The 26,094-nt window shown below is 72.0% G+C and carries 18 protein-coding genes and 2 pseudogenes; 13 read left to right on the top strand and 7 right to left on the bottom strand.

Annotation, left to right across the window (positions count from 1 at the left end; translation table 11 throughout):
- The first annotated feature begins 532 nt into the window (after positions 1 to 532).
- The 8 genes from ACIBEA_RS15195 to ACIBEA_RS15160 are packed head-to-tail and all read left to right on the top strand — an operon-like array spanning position 533 to position 8,500.
- On the top strand, positions 533 to 988 hold the full coding sequence (locus ACIBEA_RS15195) for a hypothetical protein (RefSeq protein WP_399260897.1): 456 nt from the start codon (positions 533 to 535) through the stop codon (positions 986 to 988).
- Between the two features lie 60 nt (positions 989 to 1,048).
- Positions 1,049 to 1,471, top strand: a complete 423-nt coding sequence (locus ACIBEA_RS15190) for a phage tail protein (RefSeq protein ID WP_385781399.1) — start codon at positions 1,049 to 1,051, stop codon at positions 1,469 to 1,471.
- A 30-nt stretch (positions 1,472 to 1,501) separates the two neighbouring features.
- A complete protein-coding gene (locus ACIBEA_RS15185) occupies positions 1,502 to 2,224 on the top strand; it encodes a LysM peptidoglycan-binding domain-containing protein (protein ID WP_399260895.1) in 723 nt (240 codons plus the stop codon).
- Entirely contained in the window at positions 2,224 to 4,134 is a 1,911-nt protein-coding gene (locus tag ACIBEA_RS15180; RefSeq protein ID WP_399260893.1) for a VgrG-related protein, read from the top strand. Before ACIBEA_RS15185 ends, ACIBEA_RS15180 begins: the two co-directional genes overlap by 1 nt.
- A gap of 34 nt (positions 4,135 to 4,168) precedes the next feature.
- On the top strand, positions 4,169 to 4,609 hold the full coding sequence (locus tag ACIBEA_RS15175) for a GPW/gp25 family protein (RefSeq protein WP_399260891.1): 441 nt from the start codon (positions 4,169 to 4,171) through the stop codon (positions 4,607 to 4,609).
- On the top strand, positions 4,609 to 6,567 hold the full coding sequence (locus tag ACIBEA_RS15170) for a putative baseplate assembly protein (protein WP_399260889.1): 1,959 nt from the start codon (positions 4,609 to 4,611) through the stop codon (positions 6,565 to 6,567). Before ACIBEA_RS15175 ends, ACIBEA_RS15170 begins: the two co-directional genes overlap by 1 nt.
- Positions 6,564 to 7,136, top strand: a complete 573-nt coding sequence (locus ACIBEA_RS15165; protein WP_399260887.1) for a phage tail protein — start codon at positions 6,564 to 6,566, stop codon at positions 7,134 to 7,136. The genes ACIBEA_RS15170 and ACIBEA_RS15165 overlap by 4 nt, the downstream gene beginning before the upstream one ends.
- Positions 7,133 to 8,500 (top strand): NADase-type glycan-binding domain-containing protein, encoded by a 1,368-nt coding sequence (locus ACIBEA_RS15160; protein ID WP_399260885.1) that lies wholly within the window; start codon positions 7,133 to 7,135, stop codon positions 8,498 to 8,500. Before ACIBEA_RS15165 ends, ACIBEA_RS15160 begins: the two co-directional genes overlap by 4 nt.
- A gap of 51 nt (positions 8,501 to 8,551) precedes the next feature.
- Here ACIBEA_RS15160 and ACIBEA_RS15155 read toward each other — a convergent pair whose 3' ends face one another.
- The 6 genes and pseudogenes from ACIBEA_RS15155 to ACIBEA_RS15130 form a co-directional block, all read right to left on the bottom strand.
- A complete protein-coding gene (locus tag ACIBEA_RS15155; RefSeq protein ID WP_399260883.1) occupies positions 8,552 to 11,494 on the bottom strand; it encodes a DUF4157 domain-containing protein in 2,943 nt (980 codons plus the stop codon).
- A gap of 177 nt (positions 11,495 to 11,671) precedes the next feature.
- Positions 11,672 to 11,992, bottom strand: coding sequence for a hypothetical protein (locus ACIBEA_RS15150; protein WP_399260881.1), 321 nt, complete (start codon positions 11,990 to 11,992; stop codon positions 11,672 to 11,674).
- A 113-nt stretch (positions 11,993 to 12,105) separates the two neighbouring features.
- A pseudogene (locus ACIBEA_RS15145) lies at positions 12,106 to 12,736 on the bottom strand (helix-turn-helix transcriptional regulator); the annotation flags it as partial.
- 9 nt (positions 12,737 to 12,745) lie between these two features.
- Positions 12,746 to 13,768, bottom strand: a complete 1,023-nt coding sequence (locus tag ACIBEA_RS15140) for a hypothetical protein (RefSeq protein ID WP_399260879.1) — start codon at positions 13,766 to 13,768, stop codon at positions 12,746 to 12,748.
- Positions 13,769 to 13,798: 30 nt separating this feature from the next.
- Positions 13,799 to 15,622 (bottom strand): RHS repeat-associated core domain-containing protein, encoded by a 1,824-nt coding sequence (locus ACIBEA_RS15135; RefSeq protein WP_399260877.1) that lies wholly within the window; start codon positions 15,620 to 15,622, stop codon positions 13,799 to 13,801.
- Positions 15,623 to 15,658: 36 nt separating this feature from the next.
- Positions 15,659 to 15,712 (bottom strand): annotated as a pseudogene (locus tag ACIBEA_RS15130) (hypothetical protein); the annotation flags it as partial.
- 6 nt (positions 15,713 to 15,718) lie between these two features.
- Here ACIBEA_RS15130 and ACIBEA_RS15125 point away from each other — a divergent pair.
- The 4 genes from ACIBEA_RS15125 to ACIBEA_RS15110 all read left to right on the top strand — a co-directional run bounded on the left by ACIBEA_RS15125 (position 15,719) and on the right by ACIBEA_RS15110 (position 24,103).
- A complete protein-coding gene (locus ACIBEA_RS15125; RefSeq protein ID WP_399260875.1) occupies positions 15,719 to 16,222 on the top strand; it encodes a hypothetical protein in 504 nt (167 codons plus the stop codon).
- Complete coding sequence (locus tag ACIBEA_RS15120) at positions 16,219 to 17,028, top strand: hypothetical protein (RefSeq protein ID WP_399260874.1); 810 nt, start codon at positions 16,219 to 16,221, stop codon at positions 17,026 to 17,028. Before ACIBEA_RS15125 ends, ACIBEA_RS15120 begins: the two co-directional genes overlap by 4 nt.
- A gap of 182 nt (positions 17,029 to 17,210) precedes the next feature.
- Positions 17,211 to 22,946, top strand: a complete 5,736-nt coding sequence (locus ACIBEA_RS15115; protein ID WP_399260872.1) for a PA14 domain-containing protein — start codon at positions 17,211 to 17,213, stop codon at positions 22,944 to 22,946.
- 104 nt (positions 22,947 to 23,050) lie between these two features.
- Complete coding sequence (locus tag ACIBEA_RS15110; protein WP_399260870.1) at positions 23,051 to 24,103, top strand: RICIN domain-containing protein; 1,053 nt, start codon at positions 23,051 to 23,053, stop codon at positions 24,101 to 24,103.
- A gap of 126 nt (positions 24,104 to 24,229) precedes the next feature.
- Here ACIBEA_RS15110 and ACIBEA_RS15105 read toward each other — a convergent pair whose 3' ends face one another.
- A complete protein-coding gene (locus tag ACIBEA_RS15105) occupies positions 24,230 to 24,517 on the bottom strand; it encodes a hypothetical protein (RefSeq protein WP_399260868.1) in 288 nt (95 codons plus the stop codon).
- A gap of 187 nt (positions 24,518 to 24,704) precedes the next feature.
- Here ACIBEA_RS15105 and ACIBEA_RS15100 point away from each other — a divergent pair, with 187 nt between their 5' ends.
- On the top strand, positions 24,705 to 26,072 hold the full coding sequence (locus ACIBEA_RS15100) for a cytochrome P450 (RefSeq protein WP_399260866.1): 1,368 nt from the start codon (positions 24,705 to 24,707) through the stop codon (positions 26,070 to 26,072).
- The last annotated feature ends 22 nt before the right edge of the window (positions 26,073 to 26,094 follow it).

The following is a 26,094-nucleotide window of genomic DNA, read 5'->3' as shown; positions in this document are numbered from 1 at the left end:
CTCCCCTCCCGCACCCCCGCGCGTCGACCAGCACACCGAACGCGGTGGCCCGGCCACCGGACCCGGCGCCCCGCCCGTCCAGCGCGCCGCGGCGCTCCCGTTACCGGCCCCGGCCCCGCCCTCGGCCGCGCACGCCGCGCGAACGGACACGGCGGCGGGCCCGGTGCAGCGGCCCACGGGCCGCCCCGCCTCCCCCGCCCGCACGGGGGTCGGCGCGCCCCTCGCGCCCACGGCGCGGAACCCGGAATCCGGCAGTGCGTCCGATGCCCGGCGCCGGTCCGCGCTGGGCGCCCCCCTCGTGGGCGCGCCCGCCCGGACGGTTCCGGCCGGCGCCGGCGCTGCCGCTCCCCCGCCGGTCCAGCGGACCTGGGCTCCGACCGCACCGCACACAGCGCACGTACCGCACGTACCGCACGTACCGCCGGCAGCGCCCCCGCCGGTCGTCGCACCCGGTTCCCTCCCGGGGCGCGGGGTTCCCCTGCGGCGGGCCTCCGGGCCCGGAGCGGGGGCCGCGGCGCGCGGAGCGCTTCCCGTGGCGCCGCTGACGGCCCCGGCCCCGGCCTGGGGCCCGCTACCGGCGCCCGGCGGATCCCCGGTCCAGCGCCTCCCCTTCGGCACCGGCTCCGGCCGGTCCGTCGGGGCGCTCGTGGCCGCCGCGTCGGCCGCGGTGGCCTCGACGCTGGGGCACATCCGACCGTCCCCGCAGCGGCCGCCGCCGCAGGAACTCCCGCCGCCGTACGAGCCCCCGCCGCCGTACGAACCGCTCGCGTCCGGCGGGCACCCGACTGCCGGGGCGGCGGTCTCCCCCGAGGAACCGCCGCCCGCGTACGCCGCGGTGCCGGCGGGCGCCTTCGATCCGCGCGACCTGACCGAGTTCCAGCTGGACGAACTGGTCCACCGGATCATCGACCGGGTCACCCGCCTCGTCCGTACCGAACTGCGCATGGACCGGGAACGGATCGGCAGGCTCCGCGATCCGCGCGCCTGACGGACCGGGCCGCGTCCCACGGACCGGACTCCTCCCGAACGACAGAAAGGCCCACCGCCGATGTCCCGCCAGGACCCCGGGTCCACCATCTGGTTCACCCTCACCATCGACGGCGAGAGCCTCGGCTACTTCAACGGGTGCGAAGGCCTGTCGTCGCAGGTCGAGGTCGAGCACCGGCAGGAGGGCGGCAACAACGGCTTCGTGTGGCAACTGCCCACCCGGGTCACCTTCTCGACGATCCGGCTCACCCGGCCGCTGACCCCGGACACCGCGAAGGTCGCCAAGTGGATCTCCTCGGTCCAGACCGGCATCAAGCGGCCCACCGCACAGATCGCGGCGCTGCGGGCCGACGGGTCGTTGGTGGCCCGCTGGGGACTCATCGACGTCCTGCCGGTGCGCTGGCAGGGCCCCACCCTCGACCCCGCGAGCGCCGCCGTGGCCACGGAGGTCCTGGAGATCGCCCACCACGGGTTCACGGACTGACGGCGCGGCGGGACGGAAAGGAGGCACACCATGGCCAGGAACAGCAGGGGCGCCGGCAAGAGCCTGGTGCGCGCATCGCTGGCGATCCACGAACCCCCGGTCGGGACGAGCACGACGCCCGGCGCGCTGATGCGGACGTTCGGCTTCGAGTTCAATCCGGCGCAGCTGTCGCTGAGTCAGCGCGCGCAGTGGAAGGCGACGCCGACGATGGCCGTGCGCGACGGCTCCAAGCCCGAGTTCATGGGCGCCGAGCCGCGCGAGATGACCCTGGAGATCTTTTTGGACTCCTCGACCGCGCCGACCGGCAACACGGTGCTGAGGAAGGTGGAGTCCCTGCTGGGCTGCTGCGAGGTGACGGCGAAGAGCATCGCCGGTGACCAGCCGTCGCCCCCGTGGGTCGTGTTCGAGTGGGGGTCGTTCTCCACGGCCCGGTTCGTGGCGTACGTGAGCTCCGTCGAGGCCTCGTACAGCCTCTTCGGCACCACGGGCGTGCCCATCCGCGCCACCTGCCAGGTCCACCTGGTGGAGATCCCCGGGAAGACCAAGGGCCAGAACCCGACGTCCGGTGCGCTCACCGCCCAGCGCGTGCACCGGGTCGTGGCCGGGGATTCACTGCAGTCCTTGGCGTGGCGGGAGTACGGCACGGCCACCGTCTGGCGGGTGATCGCCGACATCAACGGCATCGACGACCCGTCCCGGCTGGCGCCGGGCACCCAACTGGTGCTGCCGGCGCCCGAGGAGGTCTCCCGCTGATGGTGCAGCCCGCGTTCTCCAGCATCATGCAGGTGCGGATCGGCGGCGCGAAGCTCCCGGACGACATCGCCCCGCTGCTCGTCGAGGGCTGGGTCGACCAGGGTGTCGGCGTGCCGGCCGCCTTCCGGCTGACCTTCCGCGACCCGTACCGTCTGGTCCTCGGCAAGCTGAACGTCACCTTCGGCACGAAGGTGGTGCTCACCCCGATCGCCGACGGCCAGGGCGGTGGCAAACCCCTGTTGACCGGCGAGGTCACCGCGTTGGAGGCCGACTACGACGGCACCGGGAGCTTCACCGTGATCCGCGGTTACGACCTCGGGCACCGGATGATGCGCCAACGCCGCGTCGCCGCCTACCGCAACCAGAAGGCGTCCGACATCGCCCGCAAGCTCGCCGCCCTGGACGGGGTGCCGATCGGCCGGATCCAGTCGACGAGGGGCACCTACTCCTTCATCAGCCAGTCCAACGTCACCGACTGGGACTTCCTCTCCCGGCTCGCGGACGAGAACGACATGGTGATGTCCCTGGACTCCAAGGGAAGGTTCCGGTTCGTGACGCCGATGCCGTCGGCCGGTGCGCCGTCCCCGCGGGCCGACGCCGCCACGAGCCCCTTCGTGCTGCGGGCCGGCCACGACATCCTCCGGCTGCGGGCGGCGGTGACCGCCGCCGACCAGGTCGCCGAGGTCGAGGCGCGCGGCTGGAACGTCACCACGAAGAAGAAGATCGTCGAGACGGCCCCGGCCACCACCGATCCGGGCATCTCCATCGGCCTCACCCCGGGGCGGACGGCCGCGAAGTTCGCCTCGGCGCGGCTCGTCGAGACCGCCACGCCGTACGACCGGCAGGACGAGGTCCGAAACGCCGCCAAGGCCCTGGCCTCCGACGTCACGTCGTCGTTCGCCGAGTTGGAGGTCTCGGCGCACGGCGATCCCCGGCTGCGGCCGGGCGTGCCCGTGGCCCTCGGCGACGTGGGCAGGCCCTTCGAGGGCAAGTACACCGTCACCTCCGTGCGGCACGTCTTCGGCGACGGCAAGCACTACGAGTCGTGGATCACCGTGAGCGGGCGCCAGTGGCGCTCCCTGTACGGACTGGCGTCGGGCGGGGGCGCCGCGGACGCGTCGAGCGCCTCCCGGCTGCCCGGCGTCGCCAACGCGATCGTCACCGACGTGCAGGATCCGCTGAAACGGGGGCGGGTCAAGCTGCAGTTCCCGTGGCTGGACGACACGTACGTGAGCGACTGGGCCCGCAGCGTGCAGCTCGGGGGCGTGGGCGGCGGCGGGGTCTTCCCCATGGACGTCGGTGACGAGGTACTGGTCGCCTTCGACCGGGGAGCGCTGGACCACCCGTTCGTGATCGGCGGTCTCTACAACGGCCGGGACCTGCCGACCCGGGTCGACGACGTGCCCCTCCACGACGGCCTGAAGCGCAAGGCCGCCCGGCACACCCTGTCCGACCGGCAGGCCAACCGCGTGGACCTGCTCAGCCAACGGACGGGTCGGCGCCGGCAGGGTGTCCGCATCGCGACCGGTGACGACCGGCTGACCATCAACCTCGACCGCACCGAGACCGAGATCACCGTCGACAGCGCGGGGTCGGTGACCATCAAGGGCGGCCGCTCGGTGTCCGTCGAGGCCGGGACCGACCTGACGCTCAGCGCCCGGCGCCGGCTCACCCTCAAGAGCGGCGGCCCGCTGGACATCCAGGGCGGCGGCATCGTCACCCTCAAGTCCGCCGGCGCCGTCAACGTCGACGCGATGGGGCTGCTCAGCCTCAAGTCCATCGGCTCCACCATGATCACCTCTGGTGGCACGGTCCAGGTCACCACCATCGCCAACGTCGGCATCCGCGCCCTGAAGGTCGACCTCATGGGAGTCGTCTACTTCAACCAGATCAAGTACCCGTTCGGATGACCAGAAGGACGACCAGAAGGCAGGTGGCCTCCTGATGGCCGAACAGTTCATCGGCTCCGGCTGGGCGTTCCCGCTGCGTATCGGGCCCACCGGGGGCATCACGCTGGTCAGTGGCGAGCGCGAGGTCGAGGAGGCCATCCGGCTCGTGCTGGCCACCGCCCCGGGCGAGCGGCCGATGCGCCCGGAGTTCGGGTGCGCCATCCACGACCTCGTCTTCGCCCCGGTCAACGAGCAGACCGCGGGCCGCATCCAGCACGAGGTGCACGTGAGCCTGGACCGCTGGGAGCCCCGGATCGAGGTCCACGAGGTGGAGGTCTCCGCCGGCGACGACCGGAGCGTCCTGTTCATCGACGTCCGGTACTCGATCCGCGGGACGAACAACCCGCGCAGCCTCGTCTTCCCCTTCTACGTCATCCCTTCCCACGACGAGCCCGACGCGCCGGACGCTTCGGGCTCCTCGGAAAGCGACCTCTGATGTCCCTGCCCTCCCCCAACCTCGACGACCGGCGCTTCCAGCAGTTCGTCGACGACGCCAAGCGCTACATCCAACAGCGCGCCCCGGAGTGGACCGACCACAACGTCTCCGACCCCGGCATCACGCTCGTGGAGACGGTCGCGCACATGGCGGACCAGATCGTCTACCGGCTCAACCGCGTCCCGGAGAAGAACCACCTCGCCTTCCTGGACCTGGTCGGCATCACCCTGTTCCCGCCGTCCGCGGCGCGTACGGACGTCACCTTCTGGCTGTCCGCGCCGCAGGAGGACGTGGTCCTGGTCCCGGCCGGTGCCGAGGTCGCCACGCTGCGCACCGAGCGGGAGGAGGCCGTCGTCTTCGCCACCGAGCGCGACCTCGCGGTCGTCCCGTGCGCGCTGTCGCACGTGGTGGTGCAGCACCAGGGTCGGCCCGTCGTGGACCGCACCACGGACCTGCTGGAGGGCAAGGACGTGCAGTGCTTCGCCGAGACCCCGGTACCCGGCGACTGCATGCTGATCGGTCTGACCGCGGCCGCTCCGCACTGCGCGCTCGCGCTGGAACTCGACAGCAGCGTCGACGGCGTCGGCGTCGATCCCCGCCAGCCGCCGCTGCTGTGGGAGGCCTGGACGGAGGACGGCTGGCAGGAGTGCGAGGTGGACCGGGACGGCACCGGCGGTCTCAACCGGCCCGGCGACGTCGTCCTGCACCTGCCCGGCGGTCACGTGCTCTCGCGCAGCGGCGGGCACGAGGCCGGTTGGATCCGCTGCCGGGCCACGCCCGCGCTGGCGGGCCAGCCCTTCTACACCTCCTCGCCGAGCATCCGCTCCGTGGAGGCCTTCACCATCGGCGGCACCACCCGCGCCGTGCACGCCGAAGCCGTCCACGACGAGGCGCTCGGCGAGGCGACCGGGCTGCCCGGCCAGCGGCTGCGGCTCTCCCGCGCACCGGTCGTGGCCGACGACCCGCCCCTGCTGCTGCAGACCGCCGGGGACGACGGTTGGCGGGACTGGCAGGTGGTCCCGCACTTCGCCGCTTCCCGGCCCGGCGACCGGCACGTCACCCTGGACGCCGCCACCGGCGAGATCGCCTTCGGCCCGGCCGTCCGCGAACCGGACGGGACCCTGCGCCAGTTCGGGGCCGTCGCCCCCAAGGGCGCCGTCGTCCGCGCCCACCGCTACCGGACCGGGGGCGGCCGCGGCGGCAACGTGGCGCGCGGCGCCGTACAGGTCCTGCGCACCTCCGTCCCGTACGTCGCCGAGGTCGTCAACCGCGAGGCGGCGCGCGGCGGCGTCGACGGCGAAACGGTCGAGGAGGCCAAGCTGCGGGCGCCGATCACGCTCCGCGCCCAGGACCGCGCCGTGACCCTGCGCGACTACGAGGAGCTCGCCCGCCGCGCCGCGCCCGAGACCGCCCGCATCACCTGCCTGGAAGGGGAGGAGGGGCTGCACGGCGCCTACGCGGTCCGCGTCCTCGTCGTCCCGCAGGCCGTTCCCGATCCGGGCGGGCGGTTGCGTTTCGAGCAGCTCGTGCCGGGCGACGCGCTGCTCGACCGGATCACGCGCCACCTGGACGAGCGCCGGCTCATCGGCACCCGGCTGGCCGTCGGACCGCCGTACTACCAGGGCGTCACCGTCGTCGCCACGGTGCACGCCTTCCGCGGGGTCGACACGGACCGGGTGCGCCGCCGGGCGCACGACGCGCTCTACCGCCACCTCGATCCGCTGACCGGCGGCGCGGACGGTCGGGGCTGGCCCTTCGGGCGGCCGGTCCAGACCGGCGAGGTGTTCGCGGTCCTGCAGCGGGTCCCGGGGGTGGAGCTCGTCGACGAGGTCGTCCTGCACCCCGCCGACCCCCTCACCGGCAAGCGCGGCGATCCGACCGACCGCATCGACCTGGAGCGGCCCTCGCTGATCTTCTCCTTCGACCACCGCGTCCGGGTGATCGGGGACGGCGGATGACGGCGGCTGCCTACCGGGGGTCCGTCGACGGCCTCGGCTCCTCGCTGCCCCTGGGCACGATGCTCCCGGCCGTCTTCGCCGACGACGACCTGGCCCAGCGGTTCGTCGCCGGACTCGACGAGGTCCTCGCGCCCGTCCTGAACGTGCTGGACTGCCTGGACAGCTACTTCGACCCGGCGCTGACCCCGGCCGACTTCGCCCGGTGGCTCGGCACCTGGGTGGGCGCCGAGACCGACGGCGGCGAGCCCGAGCCGCGGCTGCGGGCCGCCGTCGCGGCCGCCGTCGCGCTCCACCGGATCCGCGGCACCCGCCGCGGCCTGGCGGAGGCGGTCCGCCTGGCGTTCGGCGCGGAGCCCGAGATCACCGAGAGCGGCGGGGCCGATTGGGACGCCCGTCCCCTCGGCGCCTTCCCCGGCGCCCCGCGCCCGCGGCTGCACGTCAGGCTCCGGTTGCCCGACCCGACTCCGGCCGACGTGCACCGCCTGGACTCCCTCGTCGCCGCCGCCCGCCCCGCCCACATGCCCTACGCGGTCGAGGTGACCGCCGTAGAAAGGAACTTGGAGACATGACCACGCAGAACTGCGCCGAGTGCGGAACGCGCGCGGAACCGGGCCAGTCCTTCTGCGACGCGTGCGGCGCCGTGCTCGGTTGGAACCAGGGCGCCCGCGCCGCACAGCCTGCCGCACAGCCCGCCGCCCCGGACGCCGCCCGTGCGCATCCGGCGGCGCGCGCCGCCGGTCCTGCCCCGACGCCGGGCGCCGGCGCCGCGCGGGGGCCGGTGTCGGACCCGCACGGGCCGGAGCCGATCGAACGGCCGTCGGCCCCGGGAGCCCCGGCGCGGGAGCGGAGTCCGGCCGATGCGGCGCGGCCGGACGGGGCCGCGGACTCCGAGCCCACCGGACCCGCTCCGGCACGGCACGGTACCCCGGGGCCGGAGGAGACCGCGCCCACCCGGCCCGTGCCGGCCGCCCCGGCCCCGCACCCGCACCCGCACCCGCACCCGCACCCGCACCCGCACCCGCTCAGCGACACCCTGTCCGACCGGGCGCGCTCCCTGCTCGTGCCCGTGGCGGACTCCGAGGGTCCCCGCCCCCCTGCGGCGGCCGCCGCGCCCGTGCTCCCCGGCCGGCCGGAGGCGGACCGGCCCGCCGTACGGGCCCCGGGGCCGCAGCCCGGCACCGCGGGCGGCCCGCCGTGCCGGTGGTGCGCCACGCCCAATCCTGCCGACCGCCACTACTGCGTGCGCTGTGCGATGCCCCTGGCCGAGTCGGGCGGGGCCGCCGCGTCCGTACGGGCGCCTTGGTGGCGCCGGCTCTTCGGCGGTCGGGGCCGCGCGGTCCCCTGGGCGGGCGAACGGCCCCGGCTGCGCCGCGTCTTCGGCCGCGTCGGCACCTGGCTCGCCCTCGCCGCCGCCGTCACCCTGGCCGTCCTCGGCTTCGTCTACCTGCCCGGCGGCATCGACGCCGCCCGGGACCACTTCGCCAAGCGGGCCCCGGTCGCCCCGGACCGGGTCGCGGCCTCCCGCTCGTACCCCGACCACCAGCCGGAGCTGGCCTTCGACAAGCGCAGCAACACCTGGTGGGGGCCCGGCGTCTCGCAGTCCGGGCAGGGCGAATGGATCGAGGCCACCTTCGGCGAGCCGACCCGCTTGCTCGACGTGATCATCACCCCGGGCGTATCCGGGCGGGCCGACAAGATCGGCGAGTCCGCCCTGCCGCACCGCGTCACGGCGACCGTCACCGGGAAGGACGGCAAGGTCACCACGCGCCGGCTGACCCTGGACCAGGGGGCGGGTGGCCAGCGGCGCGCCTTCCGTGTCGGTGAGGTCACCAAGGTGCGCTTCACCATCGAGTCGTCGTACGCCGCCGCCGCCGACAAGCAGGCCGCCCTCGCGGAGATCGAGTTCTTCGGCCCGTCGAACGCCAACCGCTGACGCCTCGCCGACCTCCCGCTGACGCCCGCGCCGACACGGTCCGCGCGGGCGTCAGCGGGAGGAGCCGCCCTCGTTCCCGTCCTTGCGGGGGTCGCCCCAGTCCTTGCGCATCTTCCCCGCACGGTTGTTCATCGTGCTGCGCCCCACCTTGAGGAAATCGGCCAGCGAGGTGTACGACACCCGGCCGGTCGGGCGCTCGTACATGATCGACCACAAGTAGCGGGCGAAGCCCTCGCTGAACTTCGCCGACGTCTTCCCGCCCGACGGGACGGCCTGCCATTGGGCGTGGAAGCGGGGGTCGCGCTGCGCCATCTCCCTCTCGATCTCGCGCTCGCCCTCGGCATCGGTACCCCGGGCCTGCTTGCGTTCCTCGACCTGGCCCAGCTTGTCCAAGTGCGATTGCTGCAGCGCCGCCGTCGAGATGTCGAACCACCTCGCGACGGCGGCCTTGCTGGTCGGCGCGTGGACCCCGGCCGTCAGGTCCACGATCGTCTGGAGCAGCGACTCCGGCCAGGGTTCCCTGTAGGGCTCCGTCTCGACGTGGTTCGCCCGTTCCTCCCTCAGGTCGGGCTCCATCTTCGCCAACAGCTGCGGAGCGATGACCCGTTCGAATTCCGCGTTCGCCCGCACCTTCTTCTCCGCCCTGGTGAGGACGGGCTGCGGTGCGCCCCGGGGCCGGGCGGTGAGGTCGAGCGGGCCGGATGCGTCGGCGAGGCGCATCCGGCGGGTCCGCGAGGCCAGTTCCGTGTCCGAGTCCCCGGACGCCTCGCTGCTGGAGGCGGAGTCCACCGTCTGCATCTCGCCGCTGTTCGGGTGCGCGACGTAGGCGATGTCGTCCGTCCCCTCCGTCATCACCTTCAGCAGCTCGTAATGCTGTTGGAAGCCGCCCCTGCCGTCCGGTTCCACTTCGCCGACCCCTGGTCCGGCCGGTGCGTGCCGGGCGTGCCTCGGCGCCGATACGTGGCTGTGCCCGATGGAGCCGAGCCCTTCGGCGAGATGGTCCTCCAACCGCTGGGCCCGTTCGGCGTCGTCGGTCCGGAAGTTCCTCACCGCGGTCCTGACGGGACCTTCGTAGTAGTTGTTCCCGTTGGGGTTGAAGCGCAGGTCGATCCCCAACTCGTCGCGGACGTACGTCAAGAGGCTCAGGCACGGCTGGCACGGCCGTTTGCGGCCCCGGATGAGGACGGGGTCCTGCGGCGGGGTGTCCCGGTCGAGCCCGGCGTTGGCGAGCAGGCTCAGGTGCTTCTGCTCGGCGTGCACGTCGTCCTTGTTCGTGCCGTCGTGGAGGAGGTAGGCGTAGTTGGCGTACTCGCCGTCCGGGGCGATCAGCTTCGCGAGGTAGTCGCGGTAGTCCTCGTGCTTCGTCCTGGACCGCGAGACGTCGACCATGCGGACGTATGACGTGTTGCGCAGGGCCTGCAACGTCCGGTTGTCCCGCTTGTACGCCGGACCGCCCGCCGACCCGTCCCTGCCGTCCGCGTCCATCGCCCCGTGGGGCGGCACCTGCGGCATCGGTTGCCGCGTGAAGCCCTGGCGGATCTTCCTCCTGGCCTGCTCGTCGCGCCGCGCCTCTTCGTCGCGCTTGGCGGCGCGGCTGGAGGTGTAGGTGCCGGCGTCCTCGCCCGCCGCCCCGCCCGCCTGCTCGCCCGCCGTCTCGCCGGCCATCTCCACCGTCCTGCGCCGCTTCGGTCCGGGGCGGCGGTCCGGGGCCGGGCGCTTGGACGACCCCGGGACCGGTTCCGGGTCCTCCTCGCTCTCCGACTCGGCGTGGCCGCGCCCGACGAGCAGGAGCCGGCGCAGGGAGTCGCCGTGGGCGTCCTCCACCGGAGGCCGTCCCTCCACCAGGGGGCTCGCTTCCAGCAGCGCCGCGTGCAGCCGCGCGGTGGACGCGTTGAGGTTGGTGGCGAAGAGCAGGTGGTCGTTGGCCAGCATCGACTGGAGTTCCTTCTCCTTGGCCTCCGCCGGCTGCGGTGTGCGCGCTTCCTCCTCCGGTCCCCCGGCCTGGAGCTCCTGGAAGAGGACGCGGCTGAGGTGGCGCAGGCTCTGTTCGTCCGGCTGCTTCTTGTACGAACGCGCGTAGTGCAGGACGGCCTGGGCGGGGGTGCGGCCGGCGCGGGGCCCGTACGCCTGCGCGCACGTGCACTGATGGGCGAGCTCGCTGATCCGCGCGACGCTCTCCTCCCACGTGCGCAGTCGGGGTGCCGCCGCGGTCGCACGGCCCTTGCCCTTGTCCTTCTTGGGCATCCGCTGCACGTGGTGCCCGCCGCAGCAACCGCCGCCGTGGCCCGCCGCCCTGGTGTCCAGCGGCGAACGCTGGACCGCGCCCCGCTCGCCCTCGCCGGCCCCCTCGGGACCCGCCGCCGCCGCACGCTGCACCGCCACCGAGGGGGCGGTGCCCGCCCCCGCGGCGAAGGCGGCGCCGTCGGTGTCCGCCGACCGCTCGGAACCCTGGCCGGGATCGGTGACCGTGACCCCGGAACCGTTGTCGGTGCCGGTCTCCCGCACACCGTGCAGGTTCTCCTTCACGTGGCTCAGCTCGTGGCCGACCACGTGCTTGTTCCCGGCCGCTCGCGGGGGCAGGAACACGTGGTGGCCGACCGTCATCGCCTCCGCGCCCATCGCCGCGGTGGCCCGCTGGGCCACCGGGCCGTCGTGGAGGCGGGTGGGGGACATGTCCCGCCCGTAGAAGGCGCTCGCCTCCTTCTCCAGCGCCGACGGCAGCGGGCGCCCGGGCGACTCGGTCAGGGCCCTGTGGAGCAGATCGCGCTGTCCGGCGGGGCTGGTGTCCTCCGCCTCGCCGTGCCCGCAGGCGGGCCCGTGCTCGTGCCGCCGCTGCGCGACGAGGCGCGCGACCACGTGATTGCCCACCAGTGCCTGCAGGTCGAGCAGCCGCACCTGTTCCTCGGTGCCGCGCCCCGCGACGCCGCGGACCTGGCGCGCTGCGGCGCCCGGGCCCTTGGCCTTCGACTCGGCTCGTTCTTCGTGCGCGACCACGTCTGACCCGCCCCTCCGGTGCCGTCCCCGTCTCCGTACCGCTGTTGTATCCGCGCGGCACCGACCGCGAAAGGGCCGCCGGGGCAGCCTTGGGGGCAGATCGGGCGCGGATACGGATCCGGGTGCGCAGGCCGGTACGGGTGCGGGGGCCGGTACGCGTGCGCAGGCCGGGACCGGTCACAGACCGGTGGCGTCCCTCGCCTTCTTCAGCGCGGAACCGATCCTGCCCACCGCCGCGTCGTGCCGCCTCGCGCGCGCCGCCCGGTCCGCCGGCACCAGCCGGGTGGCGACCTCCACGGCGTGGGCGTCCGGGTCACCGAAGGCGGTCCGGGGGTCCTCCCCCGTGTCCGCACAGTGGGTCGTGACCTCCTTGACCGCCTGGAGCACGACCGCCCGGTCCACGCCCGGTTGCCCGGCCAGCCGCACCTGGAACCGTGCCATCCACTTCTCGCGGTCCTTCTCGGCCGCCGCCTCCGGCGTACGGTCCTTCTTCGCCACGTGCCCTCCCGGGTCGCTCGCAACAGTGCGTCGTGGGGTGAGACGCCGACCGGGTCGGGCGGGTTGCCCGGGCGCGCCTCCGGTCGGGTGCCGGGCTCGGCTCAGGCGATCGGCGGGGTGGAGCGGGCGTAGCGGGTCGCGAGGTCACGCAGATGGGTGACCAGTTCGGCCGGTTCGGTGACGTCGAAGTCGAAGCCGAGCATGCCCAGGTGGACGGCGAGGCCCTGGAGCGTGTCGGCGCCGGTGGTCAGGACGCAGCTGTCGGCGTCGACGGCCTCGACGGTGCCGACCGCGGCGTTGATCCGCTCGATCACCGCCGTCGCCGGCGCGTGGACGCTCACGCGCGCGTGGTGGCGCCAGGCCGCGCTCGACACCCGTTGGGAGACGTACGAGGCGACGTCGCCGCCGGGGAGCTCGCGCGGGGCGAAGCGCGGTCCGGTCGGGGTGCGGGGCCGGATCCGGTCGATCCGGAACATGCGCCAGTCCGCGCGCTCGACGTCCCATGCCACCAGGTACCAGCGTCGTCCCCAGTTCGCCGCCCGGTAGGGCTCCACCGTGCGGCGGGTGGCCGGCGGATCCGCGCGTGGCGTCCACGGGATAGCCGAGCTCGCGCAGGCGGTCGATGTCGTTGCGGATGGTGCGGCCGCTGACCCCCAGGCGCTCGGCCAGTTCGGATCCCGGCCAGGCACGCGGGGTCTGGAGCAGGGAGAGCAGGCGCAACAAGCGTGCGGAGGTATCGAGCATGTGGCCCAGCTACTGGAAGCTCAGCCGGTGCGGGTGCCAGGGGTCGGTGGGGCAGGTGTGGATGCGCAGGTATCCGCGGCCCACGTAGACCTGGGTGGGGGTGATGACGTGCCGGTAGAGGTCGGGGCGGCGGTCCTCCTCGGGGGCCCAGCTCGCGGAGGCGGGGTCCCATTCGACGTGGTGCACCGTCAGGAGGGGAGGCATCGGCGTCCCGCACACCTGGCAATCGACGGGCCGTGGGTCGGTGGCGTGCCAGGTGGCGAAGCCGCCCACCTTCCAGCCGGGCGCGATGGACAGTGCGCTCCCGTATTCGATTCCGAACGGATCGTGGTCGTCGTTCTCCTCGTCCTCGTCCTCGTCCTCGTCGAGGAGGTCTTCCTGCCATGCGTCGATGGCGTCCCGGAGGTCCGCGGGGAGCAGGTCGATGTATTCGTGTTCGGTGACCTGCTCGGGGTGGACGACGCAGCGGTCGGGCACGCATTCCTGCCGGCCGACGACGACGGGCTCCGGCTGTTCGCTCAAGGTGCCCCGCGTGTCCGCGGCGCGCCGCCATTTCAGGACGACGTCGACGCTCTGGGTGGGTCCGTGCGCCTCGAAGGGGCACCAGAAGACCTGGAGGAGGTCGTACCCCTCGGGACCGCGCAGGTCGGGGACGTCCCGGGCCCACAGCTGTGCGATCGCCAGCAGGGGGATCGGGTCCTCGTCGTGGATCTCGGGCGCGTGGGTCGCCGGCTGCAGACGTGTGAGGTCCTGGAGTTCGGTATCGGTCTTGGTCCGTCCTCGTGCGTCCGCCTCGATGCGGCGGGCGAGGCGTACGTCCGCCGTGCGGTACCCCTTGCCCTTCGGGTGGACGGCGGTGCACACCGGCCAGGGCTCGTCGGCGGGCCACAGCATCGGCCCGGCGACCGAGCTGTCCTGGGCGGAGGGCTCGCCCGGACGGGGGTGCAGGCGGGTGGCCGTGCGCCTGAACCCGGCAAGGTCCGGGAACAGCGCTTCGATGTCGATGGGGCGCGGGGGCGTGATGCGGGTCATGAACGGCTCCTCGGCGTTGCGGCAGGCACTCTAGACGCCGGTCCTGGGATAGGCGGCGGGGTTCTCGAGTATGTAGCTGAAGGTGAACCCCTTGTTTCCGTGCGCCGTGAAGTGGATCTCGTGCGGGACGGGGTTGGAGCCGTGGTATTTCGGTACCACGTTGTACTGGACTATCTCGTCCAGGGGGCCGTTCACCTGCCGGAAGATGACGTCTTCGACCGAGAGGCGCTGTTCGGGCGTGTTGGTGGGCGTCTGAGTCTCCGTCACCAGGTTCTGGTGGGCGTTCCGTCCCGTACCGTGCCCGCCGAGACGGTTGGCGTAGAGGTGTCCGCGGGCTTCGTTGAACGCGTTTCCGTCGCCGCGCCAGCCGGGGGGCCTCACCCTGCCGGCTTCCGTTCCCGTGTTGAGCATCTCGGGCCGGATACAGGAGTAGACCCCTGTGGGACGCCCCATGCTGTCCAGCCGGCCGTAGCGGACGCTGCCCTCCCAGTCGTATCCGTCGAGCTGGCACCGCTTGGGCGCGAGTCCGAGCGGGTCGGCCCAGACGGACGGGTTGACGACATAGGCCGACGGATTCGGGGCGGGGGAGAGGCCCAGGGGATCGAGGGTCGTGTACCGGGCGGTGTCGGGGTCGTAGTGCCGGAAGAAGTTGTAGTGCAGCCCGGTCTCGGGATCGGCGTACTGACCCGGGAAACGCAGCGGTGTGTAGGCGGTCGCGTCCCTGTTCCAGCCCGTCGCTCCCCAGGTGGTCGCGCGCGCGTGCCAGGCCGTCTCGCCGGTGGCGGACACCAACTCGGTCGGTGTGCCCGCCAGGTCGGTGACGATGGCGAAGAACCGTGCGTCGACCTCTTCCCCGTCCAGGACCTTGCGCTCGTACTGGGCGATCGGGCTGTGCCCGTCGTGTTCCCAGGTCAGGACGGTCCCGGTGATGTCATCGCTCTGCTCCACCAGCAGGGTTCCGTCCCAGGTGTAGTGCACGCTCTCCACCACGGTCCGCCCGTCGGCCGCGAGGCGGTGCTTGGCGTTGCGGCGGCCGAGGGGGTCGTAGGCGTACGTCCACACGGTGCCGTCGGGCGTGGTGCAGGACGTCATGCGGTCCTGGGCGTCGTAGGCGTAGCGCCAGATGTCGGGCTTGCGGGAGAGAAGGGTGCGGCGCCGCAGGACGACGCGTCCGGCCGCGTCGTGTTCGTAGTGGACGGCGCCCGCCCGCAGGAGGCGGGTGCCGTCGTACGCGCGCTGCCCGCGGGCGTCGGTGCGACCGGCTGACGGGGGCCAGCTGGCGGCGGTCTGGTTGCCGGCCCGGTCATAGGCGTAGGCCTCGGACCAGTCGGCGGATTCGACGGCCAGGGGCCGCCCGACCGGATCGAGGGATATCCGTCTGTCGAGTAGGGGGGTCCCCGCGGTGTGCTCGGTGACCGAGACGGGGTACCCGTCCGGGCGGTAGCCGTACGTGCGGGACCTGAGGGGCTCGGCCGAAACGGCCGCGGCGAGGGTCTGGGCCGTCGGTCGGCCGGTGCCGCTCCAGGTCGTCGTGAGGGTGACCCGTTCCTCGGGGGAGCCCCCGACGCGGGTGACCTCACGGCCGAGCGGGTCGTGGCCGAAGGAGATCGCGTGGGCGTCCACGGCGATCGACGTCCGGTGGCCCAACGTGTCGTAGGCGAGGCGGCTGACGGCGCCGGTCGGCGTGGTGCGGCCGGTGCGGCGGCCTGACTTGTCATGGGCGTACCGGATGGTCCGACCGTCGACGGTCTCCGCACGGACCCTGCCGACCAGGTCTCGTTCGATGCTCAGCACCGATGTGGCCGTGCGGGCCTCGGCCAGGGACCCTGTGCGGTCGTAGGCGTAGTGCGTCACGGCGCCGGCGGCGTCCTGGGTCGCCAGCCGTCCCAGGGAGTCCCAGGTGTAGGTGACGCTCTCGCCGAGCGGGGTGGTGCGGCGCGTGATCTGCTAATGGACCGGCTCGGCTGCGGCTCGTACGGCGTCCAAGGAACCGGTGGTGGTGCCTGGACCGCCGCCGAGATGGGCCGCCAGGCGCCCGATCGGATCGTCGGCATCCACGTCAACGGCCTGATCACCTTCCCCTCCGGGGACCCCGCCGAATGCGAGGGGCTCACCGGATCCGAGCAGGAACGCCTCGCCCGGCTGGAGGACTTCCAGCAGGACAAGATGGGCTTCAACGCGATCCAGTCCACCCGCCCGCAGACCCTCGCCTACGGCCTGCACGACTCCCCCGTGGGTCAACTCGCCTGGATCGCGGAGAAGTTCAAGGAGTGGACGGACCCCGCCACCGAGCTCCCCGAGGACGCCGTGGGGCGCGACCGCCTGCTGACGAACATCGGCGTCTACTGGTTCAGCGGCACGGCCGGCTCCTCGGCGAACCTGTACTACGAGGCGGGCCACGATGCGGGCGCGTGGGCGCCGCCCGGTACGGACACGACCCAGGGGTGGGAATGAAGACACGCACGATCGCCGCGGCCATCGTCACGATGGGCCTCATGGCAGCAGGCACGACCGGGTGCGGCACGGACGTGACCGACAAGGCCGCGAGCGCCGCGGTGGCCGCAGCGCTGGCCGAGGCCTCCCAGCAGGCCTCCAAGCCCGGCTCGGCGGACATCACCACGACCGTCTCGGGCCCGAAGACGGGCGGCAGGACCGTCAGGACGACCGGGCTCTACTCGTGGGGCAACGGCAGGGGCATCTCGATGCAGAACGAGATGCCGGCCGCGGACGTGAAGATGGAGAAGTTCGTCGCGGACGGGACCGTCACGGTCCGATTGGTCGACGCCGTGTACTACTACAACATCGACCCCGTCCCGGAAGGCCCCTTCAAGGGCAAGACCTGGGTGCGGATCGACGCCTCGGCGATCCTCGGCGAGGCGGGCGCCTCCGCCATGAAGTCCGGCGACGGCGACCCGATGGCCGGCCTCAAGACGCTCACGTACGCGAAGAACGCCTCCAAGGTCGGGACGGAGACCCTCCGCGGCAAGAAGACGACCCACTACCGGGCGACGGTCCCCACGGACCGGATGGGCGCGGCCGGCGACGCGTACACCGGCATGGGCATGACGGGCGACCTCGTCACGGACGTATGGCTCGACGACAAGGGGACCCCGTCCCGCCTGAGCCAGTCCGTCGGCGGCACCGACCTCAGCATCGACTTCCTGAGCTTCGGGGGCAGTCGGACCGTCGAGGCTCCGCCGGCCGCCGACACCGTCGATTTCACGGACCAGGTCAAGAAGAAGCCGGCCGGAACGGCTTGACGTGAGCAGGTCAGATTTATCCAATCCAACCCCGCTGCCCGGCCGGTAGTTTTCCCGCGGCCCGGAACCAGTCCCCACGGTCGTGGGGGGATGGACCATCGCGTTCCGGCGGACGGGTTGGAGGGGTCTTGGTGCCCGGAGGTAGCGGGAGAGCGCGATTATCCGCGCGGTCGTGGATACGTATGATCGTCTTCGCACTGACGATGGCTGTGGTGGTGTCACTGGCGCAGGCCGGGAGCACGCCGTCCGCTTCGGCGGCGTCGGCGTCGGCTTCGGCGTCCAAGAAGGTGCCGCGGAACCTACCGCTCCTGTCGGTCCGCTCCCCCGGCGAGCAGGCACCGCAGGCCGAGCCGAAGCAGCCGAAGGCCGACTTCGGACCCTTGGCGGTGGGCGAGCACGCCCGCTTCGACGCGCGCAGGGCGGTACACGGCGCCGACGCCGACTCCGCACCACAGACCCGTCCGGTCGCCCCGGTCGATGGCGCTGTGGTGGGCACCGAGACACCGACGTTGCAGGTGGACGCGGTCGGTGACGGCTTCCTGTACTGCTTCAAGATCTCCACCGGGTTCGACGGCCGCTCGGGCAGCGTGGTGGACTCCGGATGCCTCGACCAGCCGCAGTGGACGGTCCCCAAGCACGTGCTGCACGACGGCGGCCGCTACACCTGGACGGCGGCCACCGCCGTGGCCGGCGCGACGACGGCGACGCCGCCCTTGTGGGTCGGCCACTTCACGGTCAACCAGCGGGTGGGCGATCCGGGACCCGCGCCGACCGACCACCTGGGGCCGGTGACGGTCAACCTGTTCAACGGCAACGCGCACGTCGAGGCCGCCGGGCCGGCGTTCCAGACCGTCGGCGGGTCGGCCGGGGTGAGCCTGGCCTACAACTCGAGGGAGGGCGCGCCCCACGGAGCGCGCGCCTCCTACTTCAACGACTCGCGGCACACCGGCACCCCGGACGCGACGCCGGTGATGGTGCGTGGTGAGTCGCAGGTCAACCTGGACTGGGGCATCCCGTGGACCGGCAACCCGGACAACCAGCCGTGGCGGGACGATCCGATGCCGCCGGCGCTGGACAAGAACTGGTTCGTCGTGCGCTGGGAGGGTCAGTTCAAGGCCGCGGTCACCGGTGACTTCCGGTTCGCGGGCGCGCACACCGACGGTGCGCGGGTCTGGCTGGGCGACAAGCTCGTCTACGACAACCCCGGCCCCGCCGATCCCGGCGACGACTTCCTGCTGCCCGGCCCGCGCCAGGGCCAGGAGGTCGCCCTCAAGGCCGGCCAGCTGGTGCCGATCCGCGTCGAGCTCTACCACCACTCCGACCAGCGCCCCCGCATGGTGCTGTGGGCGAAGAGCAGCACCGGCGCCGATGACCAGCGCACCGACAACCTGCAACCGCGGATCGTGCCGACGGAGTGGTTGCTCTCCTCGGACTCGCAGTCGCTACCGGCGGGTTGGACGCTGTCGGCGCAGTCCAGCGGCTACAGCCGCGCCGAGATGCTGGACGGATCGGTGGTGCTGACCGACTCCGCCGGCGGCAAGCACACCTGGGCCAAGGCCTCCGCGGGCGGCTACACGCCGCCGGTGGGCGAGGACGGCGTGCTCGCCTTCGACAGCAAGGGTCAGATCACGGTCACCGAGGGCGAAACGGTGTCGGTGTTCAACGCCGACGGCCGCCTCGCGGCGGTGGAATCGGTACTGGACGGCAAGAAGCCCGCCGCCCTGCAGTACGTCTACAGCGGGAACCCGGCACGCCTGACCCGGATCAAGGACCCGGTCTCCGGCCGCTCGCACCAGCTCTTCTACAACACCGACGGCAGCGACAGCTGCTACGGCGCCACGTCCCGACCGCCGGGCTCGGACCAGGCCCCGCAGCAGATGCTGTGCCGGATCCGGTACTGGGACGGCAGCGAGACCCGGCTGTGGTACCAGATGGGCACCCTCGCCCGGATCGAGAACCCCGGCGCGGCCATGCAGGACTTCGACTACGTCGGCCGCGCCTCCGCCAAACAGCGCTACGACGAGGCCGGGGACAACGAGGAGGAGAAGCAGAAGGCCCTGGACAGCATCGGACCGCTGGCCACCCTCCGCGGCAGTCTGGCCTACGACTGGGCGGCCCGCCAGGCCCCGTCCGAGGAGAACGGCTGCACCAACACCAGTGACACCGCGGCCGCTTGTACGGTCATCGGCTACACCCCGGTGATCGAACAACCCCAGGAGCCCCCCGCCCTGCGCGCGGTCCAGGTCCTGGCCCCCGCGCCCGACGGCCGCTCCGGCACCATGCGCGCCGAACACTTCTACCAGTACTACCTGGAACGCAAGCAGGCCACCGTGGCCCTGGCCGGGGTCTACGACTCCACCCGCTCGCGCACCGTGACCTACGACGACGCGGGCCGTGCACTGGTCACCACCGACTTCGCCGGCGCGACCATATCCGCCGAGTGGAACGCCAAGGACCAGGCCACCGCGGCGGTCGACAGCGCCGGCCGGCGCTCCACCACGGTCTACGACCACGCCGACCGCCCGGTGGACAAGTACGGTCCCGCACCTGTGACCTGCTTCAACGGCCTGACCCCGACGCCCGCGTGCGCGGCGAGGATGCCGCACAGCCACACCACCTACGACGAGGGGCTCGCGGGGCTCTCGGCCGCCTTCTACGACAACCCTGAGCTGTCGGGCGTACCCACCTCCTTCGCCACCGGTGTGGGCGCCGGCGACGGGGCGTTGTCCCGGACGTGGGGAGCGAGCCCGCCGGTGGCGAACACCGGTGGTTGGTCGGGCCGGTTCACCGGCGAGATCCGGTTGCCCGCCACCGGCGCGTACGGCCTCGGCTTCACCGCGGTCGACGGCGTGCGCCTGTGGGTGGACGATGTGCTGACGGTCGACAGCTGGGGCGACAAGCCCTCCACCGCGGTCACCGGTACGTACACCAACACCGAGGCCGGCAGCCGCCACCGCCTCCGCGTCGACTACTACAACCGCTCCGGTACGACGGGAGCTCTGGCCTTCACCTGGACCCCGCCCGGTTCCGGCGCGCCGACGCAGGTCCCCGGCACGAACCTCGCCCCCCGCTACGGCTGGGCGACCGGCTCCACCACCGACGACACCTCCGGCGGCGACAAGGAACGGGCCCCCTCCAAGCGCGGCGCGACCAGCTACTCCGACCCGGCGGCGGGCATCGACCCCGTGTACGGCCTCGCCGTGTCCTCGACGGCCGATCCCGGCGGGCTGGGCCTGACCTCGCGGGCCCGCTACGAGCAGCCGGGCGCGGGCTACCTGCGCAAGCTGGCCACGGCCCTGCCGGCCGGCGACATCGCCAGCCCCGACCGGCGCGGCACGACCACCTACTACGGCGACGCCGAGACCCGCACCAACCCCTGCGATCCGAACGCCCCGGCCGCCAACCAGGGCGGCATGGCCAAGACCGCCACCGGGGCGAAGCCGGGCACCGGCCCCGCCCTCACCGGTGAGACGGTGTACGACGAGACCGGCCGTGTGGTGGCCCAGCGCGTCAACGACGAGGCGTGGACCTGCACCGGCTACGACGGCCGCGGACGCGTGGTGAGGAAGAGCGCTCCCGCGTACGGGGGCCAGCCCGCGCGCACCATCGTCACCGACCACGCGGTCGGCGGCGACCCGCTGACCACGAAGGTGTCCGACGAGAGCGGGTCGATCACCACCGTCATCGACCTGCTGGGCCAGGAGATCCGCTACACCGACGCCAACGGCGTCACGTCCGCGTCCACGTACGACCAGGTCGGGCGGCTGATCAACGACACGACCACGGTCAAGGGCGTGTCGAGCACCGTGACGTACACCTGGAACGACGCCAACCAGCTGACCAACGTCAAACTGGACGGAACAACGGTCGCCACCCCCTCCTACGACACCGCCACCGAACTGTCCGGTGTCGCCTACGGCAACGGCTCCCGCCTCGACTCGTTGGCACGCAACGACTCGGGCAAGCCCTTGGCGCTCACCTGGAAGACCGCCTCGTCCACCGTGGTCGACGCGGTCACCCGCTCCCGTGACAATCGGGTCGTCGGCGACGCGGTGACGGCGGGCGGCAAACCCGTCGCGAACTACTCCTACACCTACGATGCCGTGGGCCGGCTGGTCGCGGCGGTCGTCCCGCACCACCAGCTCACCTACGGGTTCGACCCGGCCGACGGCTGCGGCGCGGCCACAGCGGCCGGATCGAACACCAACCGCACCGCGTCCACCGACAGTCCGGACGGCGCTCCGGCGGTCACCACCACCTACTGCTACGACGGCGTCGACCGGCTGACCTCCACCAACGGCGGCCTCGCGCTGGCGTTGACCTACGACACCCACGGCGACGCGGTCAAGGTCGGCGGCGACACCCTGGGCTACGACTCCACCAAGCGGCACATCCGGACGACCACCGCGTCCGGCACGTCGATCTCCTACACCAGGGATCCTGCCGACCGGCTGACCGCCCGCAAGGTCACCGGCGCCGGCGACCCGTGGAAGAACGGCAGCACCCGCTACTCGTACAGCTCCAAGACGGACGACGCTGACCTCGTCCTGGACAAGGACGGCGGCCTGCTCCAGCGGATCGTGTCGCTGCCCGGAGGGGTGCTGCTGACCAAGAACTACGACAGGGCCGCCAGTACGAACTGGGCCTACCCCAACATCCACGGCGACGTGCTCTTCACCGCCGACGGGGCCGCCACCCTCACGAGCGACATCCGGCTCTACGACCCGTACGGCCGGAACATCGACCCCGCCTCCGGCTCCTTCGCCGACATCCCCGTCCCCGCGACCGCGGCCGGTGGGATGGACTTCGGGTGGCTGGGCCAGCACGAGCGACCGGTGGAACACCTCGCGGGCCAGCAGGCGATCGAGATGGGCGCGCGGGTCTACCTGCCGATCCTGGGCCGATTCCTCCAAGTGGATCCGGTCGAGGGCGGGTCGGCCAACGACTACGACTACGTCAACGCGGATCCGGTCAACGGCCTGGACATCGCCGGCACCTTCGGCTGGAAATCGATCGTCTCCACCGCCACCAAGGCGGCGGAAGTGGTGGCCTACGTACCGGGCCCGATCGGCACGGTCGCATCCGGGGCCGCTGTGGCCGGGCAGTTGGCGCAAGGCCACTACAAAGAGGCCGCCATGGACGCGCTCGGCGCCATCCCGGGCGGCAAGCTGGCCAGCACCCTGGCGAAAACCGCCGGGAAGGAGGCATCGACCGTCGGAAAGGCCGTCGAGGCCGTCGAGAAGTCGTGCAACTACAACTCCTTCGCCCCCGACACCCCGGTGGTGATGGCCGACGGCACCACCAAGCCGATCAGCGAGGTCCGCGAGGGCGATCGGGTCCAGGCCACCGACCCCGCCACCGGTCACACCGCGCCGGAGCCCGTCACGGACGTCATCACGGGCCACGGCAGCAAGCACCTGGTCGACATCGGCGTCGAGGGGCCCGGGGCGGCGCCCATCACCGCCACCGCCGGCCACCCCGTCTGGATCGAGGGTCATGGCTGGGTGGACGCCGGGGACGTCAAGGCGGGTGACCTCATCCGCGGTGGACCCGGCGCCGCGCCCGTGCGCGTCAGCTCGGTGCACGACCGCGGCGAAGTCGCCGACCAGACCGTCTACAACCTCGCCGTCGGCCGCATCCACACCTACCACGTCCGCGCCGGCACCGCTTCCCTCCTCGTCCACAACTGCGCCGCCAAGCCGGACTCCTCGCGCAAGGTTCTCAACGTCATCGGGTTGGGGGACGAGACCGCCGTCGGCTACACGACGACGAGCATGGACACCCGCGTGAACGGTCTGGAGCAGGTCATCAAGGGCGCCGCTGTCCACAGTCCGGAGACCGTGGTCTGCATAACCGCCGCCGTGTGCGCACAAGCAGGAAAGAACCTCTGGAACAAGTACTCGGGCCGAAACAAGTGATGCACCGTCGCTGCCTCCGGCATGCGTTCTACGAAGGGACTACGACACCCGTGGCAAGAGAAACAGCTGGGCGCGGAAGAAGATCTCTACTGCGGAGAAGCGCTGTGCTCATCGCGGCGCTGTGCGCGGCCGTGGGGGTCATGACGTCCCCCGCCGCCGCACGGGAGGAGGGCGGCACGTCGGCCACGGCACTGATCCAGTTGACGTTCGCCAACGTCAGCAACGGAAAGCTGCTGGACGTCCAGGACGGCAACTACGACGACAACGCGTTCATCTCCGTCAACCGGGCGCCGGGCTCGGCCACGAACTGGCGCATCAACACGCCCGCCACCCTGGGCTCGGGATTCGCCATCGTCAACAACACCACCGGCAAGTGCATGGACCTGACCACCGCCCGCTACCAACTGCGGCAACAGCCGTGTGACGGGCGCGCGTCCGAGCAGTGGTACCTCCAACCGATCTCCGGATCCCCGCAGAAGGCCTTCCGGATCCGCCAGGTCGGCGACAACACCTGCCTGACCGTCCAGATCCCGCCCAACACCGACAACTTCGTGTACACCTACCGCTGCGACAACACGTCGCAGCAGCAGTGGACGCTGCCCGCCTCGATCTACCAGACGGCGTGGAACACCGCCGTGGACTACGCCGCCGGCCGCTGCAACAAGGACACCGCGACCTGCGCGTGGTCCACGACCAGTCAGACACCGCCGTTCACCCTGCCGGAGACGTGCGTCTCCCCGATCTGGTTCAACGACACCTCGACCATGATCCCGTGGGAGTTCTCGCTGAGCACCAGCACGGGGTGGACCAACTCCATCGGCTTCAAACTGGGTGGAAGCCTCTCCGGCGAGGGCAGCATCGAGGTCGTCAAACTCACGCTCACCGTCTCGGCCGAGGTCAACGGCCAGACCACGTTGGACCTCAAGCGGGAAATGGGCAACAAGCTGACCGTGAGCGTGCCCCCGCGCCAGTACGGGTGGGTCACGCTGTCCGAGCTCGCCACCAAGGCCACCGGCACCTGGACCTTCGACGCCCAGGGCTTCCCGTGGACCGCCGACGACACCATCACCGTGCCGCTCAAGTACGACGTCAACGGCGGCGCGAGCATCTACAGCGCCCGGACCAGGCCGACGTTCACCAACTGCGCCGGGATCTGACCCGTACCCCGGCAGGATCCCGCCGTCCGGCCGGTGGGTTCCGCCGGGCGGCCGGAGCGTAACGGGCGATGAGGGGCGGACTCAGGGAGTCCGCCCCTCGAACGTGCGACGGGCCGCGCCTCGCGCCTACCCGGCGCCGAAGAACCGGCCCTGCTCGCACAGGGCGTCGACCTCCAGGTTCTCCTCTTCGCTCAGCTCCGCATCGAGCGCCACGTCGATGACTTGACGAGCTCTGGCGAGCTTTCGCAGGACGTTCCAGTCGAGGACGAAGGTGCCGATGGCGCTCTCATCCGCCGTCCCCGTGCCCAGCCGCGATACGAGCCGGTCGAGGGAGACCACCAACTCGTTCAGGTCCTGAACGACCTCCACGGCCTGGTCAAGGGGGATGCGGACCTCTCGGGAAGTCATGTCCATCGGCCGAGTACACCACAGGCCACGGACCGCCGACGGACCGCTCCCCCGCCCTCTCCCCAGAGATGTTTACCAGCCAGATCAAAACGATCTTTCCTGAAATCGATCTTGGCCTCGGGTCGACAGCAACTAGGCTTGCTCGGCACATAGTTAATGATTCACCAATTCTTTACAACGGGGAGAATTCAGCATGGCGATCCAACCGCCCACCGCGACCGGACACCCGCTGTTCGGGTCGATGCTCGACCTTCAACGGGACGCTCTCGGGACCTACCTCAAGGCCCAGCAGGAGCACGGCGACGTGGTGCGGTTCGTCGCCGGCCCGCCGGGAATGCGGGCGCAGTTCTACGGGGTGTTCTCCCCGGCCGGGGCGCAGCAGGTGCTCGCGCAGTCGGCGGCCACCTTCCGCAAGGACAGCCGGTTCTACGACGAACTGCGCGCCTCCTTCGGCAACGGGCTGCTGACCAGCCAGGACGAGGAGCACATGCGCCAGCGGCGACTGCTGAACCCGCTGTTCAGCCAGCGCCAGGTGGACAGCTACTGCACCGACATCGCCGCCGAGGCGCAGGAGCTGACGCGGCGGTGGGACGAGGTGGAGGACGCGACCGTCGACGCCGCCGACGAGATGGCCCGGTACACGCTGCGCGTGATAGCCCGGCTGCTGTTCGGTACCGGCGGCGACCTGGAGACGGCGCTCGGGAGCGTCAAGCGCAATTTCCCCATCATCAATGCGTACGCGGTGAAGCGGGCCTTCTCGCCCGTCAACATTCCGCGAAAGGTACCGACGCCCGGCAATACGAAGGCGGCGAAAGCGCACCAGGAACTGTACGACGTGTGTGACCAGATCATCGCGGCCCGCCAGGACGCGGAGGCCGAGGGCGAGTCGGACCGGCACGACATGCTGAGCGTGCTGGCGCGTGCGCGCGACGAGAACGGGGAGCCGCTCAGCGCGCAGGAGATCCGCGAGCAGGTGCTGGTGTTCCTGGTGACGGGCCACGAGAGCACGGCGACCTCCCTCTCCTTCGCCATGCACATGCTGGCGCTGAACCCCGACGCGCAGGCCCGTGCGCACGCGGAGGTCGACGCGGTGCTGGAGGGCCGGATCCCGGGTGCGGGGGACATGGCGCAACTGCCGTACCTGAACCAGGTGATCAAGGAGACGCTGCGCCTGTACCCGGCGGCGCCCTCCTTCGGCCGCTCCCCCGATGTGGACGTGGAGATCGGCGAGTACGTCATCCCGGCGGGCTCCGACGTACTGGTCAGCCCGGGCGTGATCCAGCGGCGTCCCGACATCTGGGAGGACCCCGACCTCTTCGACCCGGAGCGGTTCCTGCCGGAGAAGGAGGCGGAGCGCGGGCGGTACACGTGGTTCCCGTTCGGCGGCGGTCCGCGGGCCTGCGTGGGCCAGCACCTGGCGATGTTGAACGCGGTCCTGACCCTGGGCGCGCTGCTGCAGAAGTTCGAGTTCACGGCGGTCGACACGGACATTCCGATGTCGACCGGGGTGACGCTGCGGGCCGAGGGCCCGGTTCGGGTGAAGCTCGCTCCCCGTGGGTGAACGACCCGCCCGATGAACCACC

Origin of the sequence: Streptomyces sp. NPDC051555, from assembly GCF_044454405.1 — a bacterium.
Taxonomy (GTDB): Bacteria; Actinomycetota; Actinomycetes; order Streptomycetales; family Streptomycetaceae; genus Streptomyces.
This window is presented reverse-complemented; position numbering and strand designations above follow the sequence as displayed.

What these genes read in the sequence shown, in the direction of transcription:
- ACIBEA_RS15190 (WP_385781399.1), top strand. Translation starts at nt 1,049, where the DNA reads ATGTCCCGCCAGGACCCCGGGTCCACCATCTGGTTCACCCTCACCATC.
- ACIBEA_RS15185 (WP_399260895.1), top strand. Translation starts at nt 1,502, where the DNA reads ATGGCCAGGAACAGCAGGGGCGCCGGCAAGAGCCTGGTGCGCGCATCG.
- ACIBEA_RS15180 (WP_399260893.1), top strand. Translation starts at nt 2,224, where the DNA reads ATGGTGCAGCCCGCGTTCTCCAGCATCATGCAGGTGCGGATCGGCGGC.
- ACIBEA_RS15175 (WP_399260891.1), top strand. Translation starts at nt 4,169, where the DNA reads ATGGCCGAACAGTTCATCGGCTCCGGCTGGGCGTTCCCGCTGCGTATC.
- ACIBEA_RS15170 (WP_399260889.1), top strand. Translation starts at nt 4,609, where the DNA reads ATGTCCCTGCCCTCCCCCAACCTCGACGACCGGCGCTTCCAGCAGTTC.
- ACIBEA_RS15165 (WP_399260887.1), top strand. Translation starts at nt 6,564, where the DNA reads ATGACGGCGGCTGCCTACCGGGGGTCCGTCGACGGCCTCGGCTCCTCG.
- ACIBEA_RS15160 (WP_399260885.1), top strand. Translation starts at nt 7,133, where the DNA reads ATGACCACGCAGAACTGCGCCGAGTGCGGAACGCGCGCGGAACCGGGC.
- ACIBEA_RS15140 (WP_399260879.1), bottom strand. Translation starts at nt 13,768, where the DNA reads ATGACCCGCATCACGCCCCCGCGCCCCATCGACATCGAAGCGCTGTTC.
- ACIBEA_RS15125 (WP_399260875.1), top strand. Translation starts at nt 15,719, where the DNA reads ATGGACCGGCTCGGCTGCGGCTCGTACGGCGTCCAAGGAACCGGTGGT.
- ACIBEA_RS15120 (WP_399260874.1), top strand. Translation starts at nt 16,219, where the DNA reads ATGAAGACACGCACGATCGCCGCGGCCATCGTCACGATGGGCCTCATG.
- ACIBEA_RS15115 (WP_399260872.1), top strand. Translation starts at nt 17,211, where the DNA reads ATGATCGTCTTCGCACTGACGATGGCTGTGGTGGTGTCACTGGCGCAG.
- ACIBEA_RS15105 (WP_399260868.1), bottom strand. Translation starts at nt 24,517, where the DNA reads ATGGACATGACTTCCCGAGAGGTCCGCATCCCCCTTGACCAGGCCGTG.
- ACIBEA_RS15100 (WP_399260866.1), top strand. Translation starts at nt 24,705, where the DNA reads ATGGCGATCCAACCGCCCACCGCGACCGGACACCCGCTGTTCGGGTCG.